The organism is Nonlabens arenilitoris, assembly GCF_002954765.1.
Lineage (GTDB): Bacteria > Bacteroidota > Bacteroidia > Flavobacteriales > Flavobacteriaceae > Nonlabens > Nonlabens arenilitoris.
The window spans coordinates 1,774,216-1,788,151 of the sequence record NZ_MTPW01000001.1; the positions used below are offsets into that span (position 1 = coordinate 1,774,216).

Sequence of the window (13,936 nt, forward strand, 5' to 3'; positions counted from 1 at the left end):
GCCATATCTAAAAAAACCGACTTGTCATTTGTTTAACAATTACAGACTTTTTACAGATTTTGCTTAAATATTAGACGTACTACATTTTAATCGGTTGAAGTGTTGAAATGACTACGTTAAATATTTGATAAATTACTGATTCGTCCTTTATAATATTCAATGTCTTAAAAAGGTTATTGCTAGGGTAAGTATATTTGCAGTCATGAAAATAGTTGAGCAAATAAAAGCACCAGTTGCACACGAGATGGAACTCTTTGAGAAAAAGTTTCAACTAGCAATGGCATCTCGTATCGCTTTGCTCAATAGAATTACTCATTTTATTGTCAATCGTAAAGGAAAACAAATGCGACCTATGTTTGTTTTTCTAGTTGCAAAAATGATAGGAGATGGAGAAGTTAATGATCGTACTTATAGAGGTGCGTCAGTAATCGAATTAATACATACAGCGACATTAGTGCATGATGACGTTGTTGATGATAGCCTTAAACGTCGTGGATTCTTCTCAGTAAATGCCCTTTGGAAAAATAAAATAGCCGTTTTAGTAGGTGATTATTTATTATCTAAAGGTCTATTATTAAGTATAGATAACGGTGATTTTGATTTACTACAAATCATTAGTGTAGCAGTACGTGAGATGAGTGAAGGCGAGTTACTACAAATAGAAAAAGCTCGTAGATTAGATATTACTGAAGATGTATATTATGACATTATACGTAAAAAAACTGCCACACTTATTGCCGCTTGTTGTAGTCTAGGCGCATGTGCTGTTGCACCAGGATCTCCCGATGTTGAAAAGATGAGAGAATTTGGTGAGATGATAGGTATAGCCTTTCAAATTAAAGATGATCTTTTTGACTACGGAAACGAGCGCATAGGGAAGCCTACCGGCATTGATATTAAAGAACAAAAAATGACCTTGCCTCTTATCCATACTTTGCAAGTAGCTAGTAAAAAGGACCGTAAATGGTTGATCAATTCTGTGAAAAAGCACAATCGTGATAAAAAGCGTGTAAAAGAAGTTATTGACTTTGTTAAAAACAATGGTGGCTTAGAATATGCAGTAAAAGCCATGTATGATTATAGAGATAGAGCTATGACTATATTAAACTCTTACCCAGATTCTGAGTATAAAAGATCATTAGAGCTTATGGTAGAGTACGTTATTGACCGCAAAAAATAATAAAATTTTCATTTTGAGATTAGTTTCTACGCTTTCGCGAAAGCGTAATAAAAACCTGCTTCTTTACTATTCACTACCTCATAACAAAAACGTACCTTTGCAACCGCAAATAAAACAGCATGAGCATAGTAGCAATAGTAGGACGACCTAACGTAGGGAAGTCTACACTTTTTAATAGATTGATACAACGTCGCGAGGCCATTACCGATGCGGTAAGTGGTGTGACTAGAGATCGTCATTATGGAAAAAGTGACTGGAACGGTAAAGAATTTTCTTTAATTGACACCGGTGGATACGTATTAGGTAGTGATGATGTCTTTGAGGCAGAAATTGACCACCAGGTTGAATTAGCCATTGATGAGGCTGATGTCATTCTTTTTATGGTTGACGCTGAGGACGGAATCACAGGAATGGATGAAGATGTTGCAACTTTACTGCGCAAGATTAAGAAACCTGTTGTCCTTGCTGTTAACAAAGTAGATAATCCAGAGCGTGAGGCAAATGCAGTTGAGTTCTATAACCTAGGATTAGGTGATTATTTCACACTTTCTAGTACTAGTGGTAGTGGTACTGGTGATTTGTTAGATAAGATAGTAGAATTATTACCAGACACGCCAGTTAGAGAAGATAGTGATTTACCTAGATTTGCAGTAGTAGGTAGACCTAATGCTGGTAAATCTTCTTTCATCAATGCACTAATAGGTGAGGATAGATATATCGTGACTGATATTGCTGGTACCACGAGAGATTCTATTGATACTAAGTATAATCGTTTCGGTTTTGAATTCAATCTAGTTGATACAGCAGGAATAAGAAGAAAGAAAAAAGTAAAAGAAGATCTAGAATTTTACAGCGTCATGCGCAGTGTACGTGCTATTGAACATGCAGATGTTTGTATACTTATTCTAGATGCCACTCGTGGATTTGATGGACAGGTGCAAAATATATTCTGGCTGGCAGAACGCAATCGTAAAGGAATTGTAGTGCTAGTAAATAAGTGGGATCTTGTTGATAAAGAAACAAATACTGCCAAAGAATACGAAGCGCAAATTAGAAAGGAAATGGAACCTTTTACTGATGTGCCTATTGTATTTATATCTGTATTGAATAAGCAACGTATTTTTAAAGCCATTGAAACAGCTGTTGATGTTTTTAAAAATAGAACTAAGCGTATTAAAACTAGTGAGCTTAATGAAGTGATGTTGCCTATTATAGAGCATTATCCGCCGCCATCTCTAAAAGGTAAATTTGTGAAAATTAAATTTGTCACTCAACTACCTACACCACAACCTCAATTTGCTTTCTTCTGTAACTTACCGCAATATGTAAGAGATCCTTATAAAAGATATCTTGAGAATCAATTGAGAAAGAATTTTGACTTCAACGGCGTACCTGTTAGCGTGTACATGAGAAAGAAATAATGTTTAATTCCATAACTAATAAAAGAGCCAGCATTGCTGGCTCTTTTATTTTTAAAGATTATTAACTAGCTGCTTATGAGTAATTTTCAGATAATATTAACATTTTGAATTTGAGATGTAAGTAATTTCATCCCGCTAGCTAACTAAACTATGAAAAGATTAATTTTAACCTCTATAGCAATATTTGCTATAGTTATTGCACATGCTCAAAAATTTGAGATAAAAGGAGTCGTGCAAGACTCTACTAACTTAGAGTTTTTACAAAGCGCCACAGTATTTCTAGAGAGTAAAGTAGATTCAACATTAATATCTTATTCTATAACCGATGAGAATGGTTTTTTTAAACTCGTAGGGAATACTGCCGTTAGAGAATTTAATTTTTTCACATCTTTTACAGGCTATAAGGAATACAGCAAGACGATTAATTTTAATGATGGTTCAATTATAGATTTAGGTACAATTAGTTTATCTAGTGATGTAGAATTTCTAGACGGTATTATAGTAAATGCACGTAAAGCACCCATAACTGTAAAGCAAGATACCCTAGAATTTAATGCCAAATCTTTTAATACAAAAGCAGATGCTAATCTAGAGGATGTAATTAAAGAATTGCCAGGAGTAGAGATTGATAAGGATGGTAAGATAACTGTAAACGGTAAAGAGGTTACTAAAATTTTAGTGAATGGTAAAGAGTTTTTTGGTGATGATCCTCAGGTAGCTTTAAAAAATCTTCCTAAAGAGATCATTGATAAAATTCAAGTTACAGAATCAAAAACAGAAGAGAAAAAAGCAAATGGTGAAGCTGGCGATGCTAATGCGAGCGAAATAAACATTACCATAGACGAAGATAAAAATAAAGGATGGTTTTCAAGATTAACAGCTGGTGCAGGAACTGATGATCGATACTCTATGAGTGGTATTGTCAACTATTTCAAGGATTCTTTTAGAGTCAGTGTTTTAGGTAGTAGTAATAATATTAATAGTCCAGGCTTTTCTTTTGATGAAATCTATGATGCCATGGGTAATAGTGCTTATTCCATAAATCGTAATTCAAACGGTAGTTTTGGTATTAATGGTATAAGCTTCGGTGGTTCTGGTGGAATCACTTCTAGTAGGTCAGCGGGATTAAGCCTAGCAAACGATTGGGATGAGAAGGTAGATCTTACGGCTAGTTATTTTTACGGTAATAATGATACAGAAACACAAACAAATAATAAAACGACAACATTCTTACCAGACGATCGGGATTTTACAACCACATCTTCTTCAAGAGGTAGAAATATGGGGTATTCTCATAGAATCAATACTAGAGTAGAGGTTAAACTGGATACTTTAACCACTATCAGTATAGAACCTAGCTATAATCTAAGCTCTAATAATAGTTTGAGTAACCGTATCTCAAATACCCAAGATAATACAGGACAAGAAATTGATATAGAAACATCTAATAATTCAAATTCAGATAATTATTCTGCTGGTGCAAATCTATATTTCAGTCGTAGGTTTAAGAAGAAAGGAAATTCTATATCCCTATTTACGACATTAAACATCAATGATTCAGAATCTATAAATGACTTCTTTTCTGAACGTATAATTTCAGATAATGGTATCATTGATGAAACTGAGATTCAAAATCAAGTTATTAATCAAGATAGTAAAGGGACTAGATTTTCTATTACACCTACATGGCGCAAATCGTTAAGTGAGGATTATAGACTCAATATATCTTATCGCGTGTCTGCAAATAAACAAGAACAAAGTCGCAATGTTTTTGATAGAGATATGACTACAGGAGAAGCCACCATTTTTAATAGCGCATTAAGTAATGATTTTGAGACAGATAATACTCAACAACGACCTAGTGTAGGATTATCTTATAATAAGGATAAAACCAGATGGGAAATCACCGCTGGACTATTATATCAAACGTTAAATACTGATAACGTTGCGTTAGACAGTTCTTTTGATCGCTCTTTTTCTAATCCATATATAAGAGCATATCTAAGTAAGCAGTTTGGTAAATATGGAAGAGTATATTTTAATTACAGCAATAATATTAATGTTCCTAGTGTGAATCAACTGCAACCTGTAGAAGACAGTACTAATCCTCAAAACATTATTAGAGGTAATCCAGATCTAGAAGCCACTAACACACATAATGTATACTTAAATCTCAATAACTATAACTGGGAAGAAGGAAAAGGTATTTATTCTGGCGCTGGTTTTACATACACAAATAATCAAGTTGTAGCGACTACAACGACAGATGATAATTTAGTAAGAACTACCACATACACAAATGTAGATGGAACCTATAACGGTTATTTATACTCTGGTTATAGTATGCAGTTTAAAAAGGATAAAAGAGAGATAGATGTTACCCTAGGACTAGATGCAAATTTTTCTTTAAATAAAGGATTTACAAACAATGAAGCATTTGAGACTAATAATGTAAACCTTTCTCCTAACATAAGTTTTGAATATAGTATCGATGATATTTTTGAAATCGAGACAGAATATAATGTAAGTTTTAATTCAAGTAGATTTTCACTGGACAACATAGACGATCAAAACTTTACAAACCATACTGCGGCGATAGATTTAACGACGTTCTGGCCTAAGAATTTAATCATGGGATTGCGTGGTGAGTATAATATATTTGGTAACGTGACAGAAGAGTTTGATAACGACTCCTTTGTGCTTATAGGTAGTCTAGGTTACAAATTTGCAAAGGATAAAGCTATCCTTAAACTTAAAGCATATGACATCTTAAATCAGGTGATAGATACGCGCCGCACCATTTCACAAGATTTCATATCAGACTCTAGTAGCTTAGTATTACGTCAGTATTTCATGTTGAGCTTTACTTATAAGTTTTCAAAATTTGGCGGCAAGGATCCTAATAGAGAATAGAGAGATATATTTTATGACGCTTTCGCGAAAGCGTATTGAATCACATAATAGTATCAACTGGTAAATATTTCCTTTTCCATATAACATCATTCCCGCGTGAAGAACCTTTTAAGATTCTGTGAACACTTTGTGATGTAGAACAGATTACTTTGCTGTAACCAAAGTAATTAATCGATGAAATTTTTAATAACAGCTATGTTATGCATCAATGCATTATTGCCTTTTATATCGATGCAAAAAGAGTATATAAAGCAGGTTGACGATAACGGTCAATTGATCAGTGAAGGTTGGGTCTTAAATGGAGTAAAAGACGGTTACTGGAAATTTTATGATCAACAACAACAATTAAAGCAAGCTGGTCATTATAGTAATGATCAAAAAACAGGTTACTGGTACGAGTATCTCGCTGGTAAAATAAGTTCTGAAGGGCATTATAAAAATGGATTAAAGGCAGAGTGGTGGACCTATCACAATAAAAATGGATATCGTCTTATTAAAAAACAATTTAAAAAAGGTTTGCAGCATGGGTATGTTCTCTATTACAAAAACGCTACACTATCTATGGTTGAGGAGTACAAAAGCAGTAAGAAGATAGGTGCCTGGACCAGTTATTTTAAATTTAAAAGAGATCATCCAGGTTTTTCTATGAGTGATTTACGTTAAATATGGCCATGTATGTAAGTCTGATATTTCTTAACTTTCCACCTTTAAAATTCCCTATTGCAATCCACTAATTCTATCATTAGAGTAATTATACCTGCTTATAATGAAGCAGACTCTATACCGCTTGTCATAAATGATATCCCTTCACTTGTTACTGAAGTCATTGTCGTTAGTAATAATTCTAGTGATGACACTATTGTTAATGCACAAAACGCAGGTGCTACAGTTTTAGAAGAACATCAACGTGGTTATGGTTATGCCTGTTTAAAAGGAATGGAGTATGTCTCGCGATTATCTAATAGGACAGATATTATCGTTTTTCTAGATGGTGACTATAGCGACTATCCAGAGCAGTTGTTAGATCTAGTGAAACCTATAATTAATGATGATATTGATTTTGTTATCGGTGCTCGAGTAAAATCATTGCGTGAAAAAGGTTCTATGACCATTCCACAGGTATTCGGAAATTGGTTAGCGACTACACTCATGTCTATTCTTTTTAAATCTCGATTTACGGACTTGGGACCCTTTAGAGCTATAAAATATGATAAATTATTGGAGCTCGATATGCAAGATAAAACATACGGCTGGACAGTAGAGATGCAATTAAAGGCATTGCGTAAAAAATATTCTTATGTTGAAAAACCCATGAAATACCGCAATAGAATAGGTGTTTCTAAAGTTTCGGGTACTGTTAAAGGTGCTATATTTGCAGGCGTTAAAATATTAACCTGGATATTTAAATACGGTTTTAAAAAATGATATTAGAATGGATTTGCATCATAATTTACTCAACATCACTAGTGATGATTTTGTTCTATGCATTTGCTCAACTCAATTTACTATTTAACTACTTAGCAGCTCGTAAAAATGCAGTTTCTGGACCTATTTATGATCTAGATAATCCGGCTGAGGTTCCTTATGTGACCATACAACTACCTGTTTTTAACGAGGCTTATGTAATGGAACGACTTTTAGATAATATAGTCTTACTAGATTATCCACATGATAAGTTAGAAATCCAAGTTTTAGATGATTCTACTGATGAAACTGTAATTAGTACTAAAGCACATGTAGAAAAGCTAGCTGCTACCGGTATTGATATAACTCATATTACTAGAGAAAATCGTGTAGGATTTAAAGCCGGTGCACTTAAAGAAGGACTAGTCGATGCAAAGGGTGAATTTATTGCCATTTTTGACGCAGACTTTTTACCAGAAACAGACTGGTTGAAAAAAACGGTTATCCATTTCAAAGATCCTGAAATAGGTGTAGTTCAGACACGATGGGGACATTTAAATAGAGATTACTCTATACTGACACAGATACAGGCTTTTGCCCTTGATGCGCATTTTACTCTAGAACAAGTAGGTCGTAACTCAAAAGGACATTTCATAAACTTTAATGGAACTGCTGGTATATGGCGCAAAGAGACCATTATTGATGCTGGTAACTGGGAAGGAGATACACTTACAGAAGATTTAGATTTAAGTTATAGAGCACAGCTTAAAAACTGGAAGTTTAAATACCTAGAAGATGTTACCACACCTGCAGAATTACCTATCGTAATAAGTGCAGCACGTTCACAACAGTTTAGATGGAATAAAGGTGGGGCAGAGAATTTTAGAAAAATGTTTAAACGTGTCGTGGGCAGTTCAAACATTGATTTTAAAACCAAATTGCACGGTGTGTTACATTTGTTAAACAGTACCATGTTTTTAAACGTGCTGATTGTTGGGCTACTTAGTATACCGATGTTATACATTAAAAATGAATATGCACACTTAAGAGTTTACTTTATTGTGATGAGCTTTTTTGTTATTAGTACTATCATATTCTTCATATGTTATTGGTATATGTACAAGAATACCTATGGTGGTGGTTTTAAAAACTTCATTAGCTATATTGGAATGTTTTTCACTTTTTTCTCAATCGCAATGGGTTTTTCCCTGCACAATTCAATAGCAGTAATAGAAGGTCACTTAGGGAAACGTAGTGAGTTTGTGCGTACACCTAAGTTTAATCTCGCAGCGGTAGGAGGCAATTGGAAAACCAATAAATACCTCAAGAAAAAAATAAGTCGCAACGTGATATTAGAAGGGATATTAATGCTCTACTTTGGATTTGGAATGTACTCGGCATTTATCGTTGGTGATCAAGGTGGTGATTTTGGACTCTTTCCTTTTCACTTAATGTTATTTATAGGATTTGGTTTTGTGTTCTTCCGTAGTATCACAGATAAGCAATAATGGAACGTAGGTTATCAAATGCCTTCGGTATGCTAACCATTATTAGCGCTGTTTTATATGGATGGTTTTTCTCGCTTGCGCGAAAAGATTTTTCAAACCTGCTCATTGTTTATACACTACTTTTTCTTGCTTTTCTAGGTTATAATTATATATCTAAAAAAGGAACTCAAGAAAATTTACAATTGTTTCCTTCTTTTCTCGGTAAGTGGTTTTATGGGGCATCACTCATTGGTGGTATATTTTTTATTGGACTTATATTAAGGTTACTATTAATAGACAATACACCACATCTGTCTCAAGATTTTTTCAGATTTATATGGGATGGACATCAATTGTTAAATGGATATAATCCCTATCTGTATTTACCAGATGATATTATAGAATCTGGATCCAGCCATATCCCTAACGCTTCATTCTTGCATGCGTCTATGGGAGAATTATCAAGTGGGCACTACACAAATTATCCACCTTTAAATCAACTGTTTTTTGCGATTGCGGCATGGTTAGGTGGCGATAGTGTTCTAGCTTCTGTAATATGGATGCGCATATTTATCATCCTGGCAGATGTTGCCATCTTTATCTACGGGATTAAATTATTACGATTACTTGGTAAGCCTATGTGGTTAATAGCATTATATTATCTGAATCCTTTTACAATCATTGAACTTACAGGTAATCTTCACTGGGAAGGAATGATGGCATTCTTTTTACTAGCCTCAGTTTATTACTTACTCGTTTATAAACAATGGCAAAGCGTCCTGTTTGTGGGTTATGGTATATTGCTCAAATTATTGCCAGTTATGGTGTTGCCTTTACTTTTGAGAAAATTGAAATTTAAAAAAGCATTTGTCTATTACATAGCTGTTTTAATTGTAGTTGTTTTAGGCTTTCTTCCGTTTTTCTCTCAAGACTTGATTGATAAATATTCGGCATCGGTAGGATTGTGGTTTGGTAATTTTGAATTTAATGCTAGTGTATATTACATCATTAGGGCAATAGGTTATCAAGTAACAGGTTATAATATTATACAAACCGTAGGAAAGATTTTACCTTTAATTACCTTAGTAGTTATTTTGGGGATATCTTTTATAAGAAAGAATGAATTTCCTGAAATACTTCTATCCAGTGTCGTATTTTCTTTTTTCACTTATTTAATATTTTCAACTACAGTGCATCCATGGTACCTGACCATACCATTGTTATTTTCTGTTTTCACAAAGTATCGCTTTATGTTATTATGGAGCTATACCATCTTTCTTAGTTACTCAGCTTACTCGAGTGAAAGTTTTACAGAGAATAGTTGGTTTATCGCTATCGAGTACATTTTAGTACTATTTATATTTATTTTTGAACTGTTTTTAACCAAAACAATACTACCAGAAAGTAAAGGGGAAATAACTAACCATTAAACCACTTGCCATGAAGCAATTAATTATATTAATCCTGATAACTATATTAGGATTTATCGTCTATGATTTTTATAAAGACTGGGATCGATTTCATGCACCAGAATATCATTATTCCACAGAAGCGATCATTGATGAAGAATATCATAATCAAGATGTAGTCTTGATGTATCACGATGCTATTACTGATTTAAATAGCTTTATCAAGCTACAATGGACAGCAAATGATATAGATGTAAGATTACCAGAAGATGACGATTTAGAAACAACACTCGCTGTAAAAGAATATGCTCAAAAATTAGCTTGTGTAACTTATTTAGAGCAAAAATTAGCGCAGTCTGCAAATTATAAGTCTAAAGGCTGGAATAATCAACAGATTATCGATTTTGAAAATAATCATAGTACCCCAGAAGAAATTAAAACTATAGGACAAAAGAGTTTGTTGAAACAACTCTATGATAATCAATGGGAAATTAGTCAACGTATAGGTGCAAAAAATGCCCTTATTTATGAAACACAAAGAATTCTTATAGCAAAAGGTTATGATATAACTTTAGATGGTGTATTTGCAAAAGCTACTATGGAGGCGCTAAGTGATTTTGAATCAAAAAACAATCTTTATCCAGATGGTAAACTTGACGTTCTTACTTTTGAAGCTTTATTAAAGTAGGTTTTTAAAATACAGTATGTCAATGTTTTGACACATTTGTCATAAGAATGACGTAAACAAGTCAGCACTATAATTTGTTCTTCAGATGAGTTCGTTCTTAGGTTTGTTTCACTAATTTTAATTCATGAAACAGATGAACCCAGTAGGTACTAAAATCAAAGAGATACGTCTTAAAAAAGGAATGTCTCAAGAAGAACTTGCGACAGATTCTCAAGTTAGTTTGCGAACTATTCAACGTATTGAGAATAATGAAAATGAACCTCGTGGTAAAACCTTGCAGCTTATTTGTGAAACGCTGGATATTAACATTGAAGAGTTGCTTGATTTCGGTAAGCATGAAGATCATCAGTTTTTAGGTTTATTTCATTTATCTATCATTCTAGGAACTCTTTTCGGAGTAGGAAGTATTCTTATTCCTTTAATATTGTGGATGACTAAAAAAGATAAAATTAATGGTCTACAACGTATTGGAGCTCGTACATTAAATTTTCAAATTTGGTGGTTAATTTTAATGATTATAATTCCGACAATTGGTTTTGTGCTAATTTTCAATCAAGGAGTACCTGATATTAAAGTTATGACGAGCATTATGTTAATACCAATTGTAATGATGATAATAAATGCCATTTTGGCTATAATTTTTGCTATTTTAAACTTTCGTGGTAAACAAATCACGTATCCCAGTATTATACCTATGATTAAATAAAAAAAAGGATTTCTTATACTTTATAAGAAACTCTTTTACAATTTTAATTTTAAGCAAAGCTTACTTTTTACTCACTTCATACAAATCAATCCTACGGTCTTTTAAGTTCTTCACCGCTCCGTAGTTATGTAATTCTTTAAGAAGATCTAGATCCACATCAGCCACAAGAATCATTTCTGTGTTTGCGGTAGCTTCTGCCTTAACGCCATTTGATGGGAAAGCAAAATCACATGGTGTAAATACTGCGCTTTGTGCATAAGAAATGTCCATGTTTTCTACCGCGGGAAGATTCCCCACGCTACCAGCGATAGCTACATAACATTCATTCTCCACCGCTCTAGCTTGAGAGCACAAACGTACTCGTGCATAAGCATTTTGTGTATCTGTCAAGAATGGTACAAAAAGAATTTGCATGCCTTCTTGTGCCATGATACGGCTCAGTTCTGGGAACTCACTGTCGTAGCAAATCAAGATTCCTATTTTACCACAATCCGTATCAAAAGTCTGAATTTTATCGCCACCTTGAAGTCCCCAAACCTTCTGCTCGTCTGGAGTAACGTGTATTTTTTCATAACGTTCTATCGTACCATCTCGACGGCACAAATTCCCTACATTATACAATTGTCCATCAATGATTTCAGGCATTGATCCTGTAATAATGTTGATGTTATACTTAATGGATAATTCAGAAAACTTGTTTCTTATCATTTCAGTATATTTTGCTAGTTCTCTAATAGAATCACTAACACTCAACTTATTGTAAGCAGCCATAAGTGGCGCATTAAAATATTCAGGGAATAAAGCAAAATCAGACCTATAAGCTGCAACAGCATCTACAAAGTATTCTACTTGTTGCATTAACTCATTAAAACCTGAGTAAGGACGCATTTGCCACTGGATTAATCCTAACCGCACCGTGCTTTTTAATGCTGTGGTTTTTGTAACTGGTTTTGTATAGTAAATATTATCCCATTCTAGTAATACGGCAAACTCCATAGAGGCTTTATCGCCATCCAGATAGTTTTTAAGAACACGAGAAACATGGAAGTCGTTTGATAGTTGAAAGTTCAGTACAGAGTCTGTAATCTCTTTATTGCGCACTTTTTCGATGTATTCCTTAGGTGTCATTTCACTCGCGTGATTATGATAGTTAGGAATACGACCACCGAAGGCTATACCTCTTAAATTCAAATTCTCACACAGCTCTTTACGGTAATCATATAAGCGACGACCTAATCGCATACCACGATATTGTGGTTTTATAAATACCTCAATTCCATAAAGTACATCACCATCATCATCGTGCGTGGTGAACTTGTAATTTCCGGTCACTTGCTCATAAGTGTACTGACCACTAAAATCCTCATATTTTACCACTATAGAAAGTGCACAAGCAACAATTTCTTCATTTACTTTAAGCACTACCTGACCTTCTGGAAACTTGTCTATAAGCGTTTTGATCTGTTCTTCTCGCCAGTAAGAATCTGGTAGATTGCTATAAGAATCTATCATCGCGTGCTTTAACTCTTCATAATCTTTAAGCTGTAAAAACTCTAGATTTAAGTTGTCAATCTTACTCATATTAATATCACTCATAGTGTCTTAGTTGTATCTAAATGTAATGGGAATTCAATTGTTTTAAGCGCCTAAAAAGTTAATTTTTTAAGCATAAAAAACCTGTAAACCGCTATGTGTTGAGCAACTTACAGGTTGTGTTCTAGTTCCGCTTTCGCGAAAGCGGAATTAAAAATTTACATCTCTAATAAATAAGCAAAAATCAATGGTGCCACAATAGTTGCATCACTTTCTACTATAAATTTAGGTGTGTCTTGATCTAGTTTTCCCCATGTGATTTTCTCATTAGGTACGGCACCAGAGTAGCTTCCATAACTGGTTGTTGAGTCAGATATCTGACAGAAATAACTCCAGAATGGCGTGTCGGTACGTTCCATATCTTGATACAACATAGGCACTACACAAATAGGAAAATCACCAGCGATTCCACCACCTATCTGGAAGAAACCGATCCCTTTTTGTGAATTATCAGTATACCAGTCTGCAAGGAAGGTCATGTACTCGATACCGCTTTTTACAGTACTCGCTTTTAACTCACCTTTTAATACATAACTAGCAAAAATATTACCCATAGTGCTGTCTTCCCAACCTGGAACGACGATTGGAAGATTAGCCTTAGCAGCAGCATACATCCATGAGTTCTCAATAGGGATTTCATAATACTGTTCTAGTACGCCACTTAAAAGTAGTTTGTACATGTATTCATGCGGGAAATAGCGCTCGCCTTTTTCCTCTGCATCTTTCCATATTTTAAAAATATGTTCTTGTAATCTTCTAAAAGCCTCTTCTTCTGGAATACAAGTGTCTGTCACGCGGTTCAATCCTTTTTCAAGTAAATCCCATTCGTCTTGCGGTGTTAAATCGCGATAGTTAGGCACTCTTTTATAGTGGCTATGCGCCACTAGATTCATCAAATCTTCTTCAAGGTTTGCACCTGTACAAGAAATAATATGTACTTTATCTTGGCGTATCATCTCACCAAAAATCTTCCCAATTTCTGCAGTACTCATAGCTCCAGCTAGCGAAACTAGCATTTTGGAGCCTTGGTTTAATTGTGCTTCATAACCTTTGGCAGCGTCTACAAGCGCAGCGCTGTTAAAGTGTAAGAAATAGTTTTCTATAAAATCAGTAATAGGTTTTCCCATGATATTTT

The 13,936-nt window shown here is 34.2% G+C and carries 11 protein-coding genes; 9 read left to right on the forward strand and 2 right to left on the reverse strand.

Annotated features, from left to right (window positions below; all coding sequences use genetic code 11):
• Window positions 1-202 precede the first annotated feature (202 nt).
• From BST92_RS07830 to BST92_RS07870, 9 genes are all read left to right on the forward strand, one after another.
• Window positions 203-1,180, forward strand: coding sequence for a polyprenyl synthetase family protein (locus BST92_RS07830; RefSeq protein WP_105070947.1), 978 nt, complete (start codon window positions 203-205; stop codon window positions 1,178-1,180).
• A gap of 119 nt (window positions 1,181-1,299) precedes the next feature.
• Complete coding sequence (der, locus tag BST92_RS07835; protein WP_105070948.1) at window positions 1,300-2,601, forward strand: ribosome biogenesis GTPase Der; 1,302 nt, start codon at window positions 1,300-1,302, stop codon at window positions 2,599-2,601.
• A gap of 150 nt (window positions 2,602-2,751) precedes the next feature.
• Complete coding sequence (locus BST92_RS07840) at window positions 2,752-5,514, forward strand: outer membrane beta-barrel protein (RefSeq protein ID WP_105070949.1); 2,763 nt, start codon at window positions 2,752-2,754, stop codon at window positions 5,512-5,514.
• Between the two features lie 174 nt (window positions 5,515-5,688).
• The gene (locus tag BST92_RS07845; protein ID WP_105070950.1) at window positions 5,689-6,177 is read left to right on the forward strand and encodes a toxin-antitoxin system YwqK family antitoxin; all 489 of its coding nucleotides are present in this window, start codon (window positions 5,689-5,691) and stop codon (window positions 6,175-6,177) included.
• Window positions 6,178-6,234: 57 nt separating this feature from the next.
• A complete protein-coding gene (locus BST92_RS07850) occupies window positions 6,235-6,939 on the forward strand; it encodes a glycosyltransferase family 2 protein (RefSeq protein WP_105070951.1) in 705 nt (234 codons plus the stop codon).
• Window positions 6,936-8,426: a cellulose synthase family protein gene (locus BST92_RS07855; RefSeq protein WP_105070952.1), complete on the forward strand. Its 1,491-nt coding sequence runs from the start codon at window positions 6,936-6,938 to the stop codon at window positions 8,424-8,426. Before BST92_RS07850 ends, BST92_RS07855 begins: the two co-directional genes overlap by 4 nt.
• Window positions 8,426-9,835 (forward strand): MptA/MptB family glycosyltransferase, encoded by a 1,410-nt coding sequence (locus tag BST92_RS07860; protein ID WP_105070953.1) that lies wholly within the window; start codon window positions 8,426-8,428, stop codon window positions 9,833-9,835. Before BST92_RS07855 ends, BST92_RS07860 begins: the two co-directional genes overlap by 1 nt.
• A gap of 10 nt (window positions 9,836-9,845) precedes the next feature.
• Window positions 9,846-10,502 carry a peptidoglycan-binding domain-containing protein gene (locus tag BST92_RS07865; RefSeq protein WP_105070954.1) on the forward strand — a complete coding sequence of 219 codons (657 nt, stop codon included), beginning with the start codon at window positions 9,846-9,848 and terminating at the stop codon, window positions 10,500-10,502.
• A gap of 124 nt (window positions 10,503-10,626) precedes the next feature.
• Window positions 10,627-11,208, forward strand: a complete 582-nt coding sequence (locus BST92_RS07870) for a helix-turn-helix domain-containing protein (RefSeq protein ID WP_105070955.1) — start codon at window positions 10,627-10,629, stop codon at window positions 11,206-11,208.
• A gap of 60 nt (window positions 11,209-11,268) precedes the next feature.
• Here BST92_RS07870 and BST92_RS07875 read toward each other — a convergent pair whose 3' ends face one another.
• Together BST92_RS07875 and BST92_RS07880 are read right to left on the reverse strand one after the other, a co-directional pair.
• Window positions 11,269-12,804: a bifunctional GNAT family N-acetyltransferase/carbon-nitrogen hydrolase family protein gene (locus tag BST92_RS07875; RefSeq protein WP_105070956.1), complete on the reverse strand. Its 1,536-nt coding sequence runs from the start codon at window positions 12,802-12,804 to the stop codon at window positions 11,269-11,271.
• 155 nt (window positions 12,805-12,959) lie between these two features.
• Window positions 12,960-13,928, reverse strand: a complete 969-nt coding sequence (locus BST92_RS07880; RefSeq protein ID WP_105070957.1) for a deoxyhypusine synthase family protein — start codon at window positions 13,926-13,928, stop codon at window positions 12,960-12,962.
• Between the last annotated feature and the right edge of the window lie 8 nt (window positions 13,929-13,936).

Excerpts from the sequence above, each read along its gene's own strand:
- BST92_RS07830 (WP_105070947.1), top strand. The coding sequence starts at position 203 with ATGAAAATAGTTGAGCAAATAAAAGCACCAGTTGCACACGAGATGGAA.
- der (WP_105070948.1), top strand. The coding sequence starts at position 1,300 with ATGAGCATAGTAGCAATAGTAGGACGACCTAACGTAGGGAAGTCTACA.
- BST92_RS07840 (WP_105070949.1), top strand. The coding sequence starts at position 2,752 with ATGAAAAGATTAATTTTAACCTCTATAGCAATATTTGCTATAGTTATT.
- BST92_RS07845 (WP_105070950.1), top strand. The coding sequence starts at position 5,689 with ATGAAATTTTTAATAACAGCTATGTTATGCATCAATGCATTATTGCCT.
- BST92_RS07855 (WP_105070952.1), top strand. The coding sequence starts at position 6,936 with ATGATATTAGAATGGATTTGCATCATAATTTACTCAACATCACTAGTG.
- BST92_RS07860 (WP_105070953.1), top strand. The coding sequence starts at position 8,426 with ATGGAACGTAGGTTATCAAATGCCTTCGGTATGCTAACCATTATTAGC.
- BST92_RS07865 (WP_105070954.1), top strand. The coding sequence starts at position 9,846 with ATGAAGCAATTAATTATATTAATCCTGATAACTATATTAGGATTTATC.
- BST92_RS07870 (WP_105070955.1), top strand. The coding sequence starts at position 10,627 with ATGAAACAGATGAACCCAGTAGGTACTAAAATCAAAGAGATACGTCTT.
- BST92_RS07875 (WP_105070956.1), bottom strand. The coding sequence starts at position 12,804 with ATGAGTGATATTAATATGAGTAAGATTGACAACTTAAATCTAGAGTTT.
- BST92_RS07880 (WP_105070957.1), bottom strand. The coding sequence starts at position 13,928 with ATGGGAAAACCTATTACTGATTTTATAGAAAACTATTTCTTACACTTT.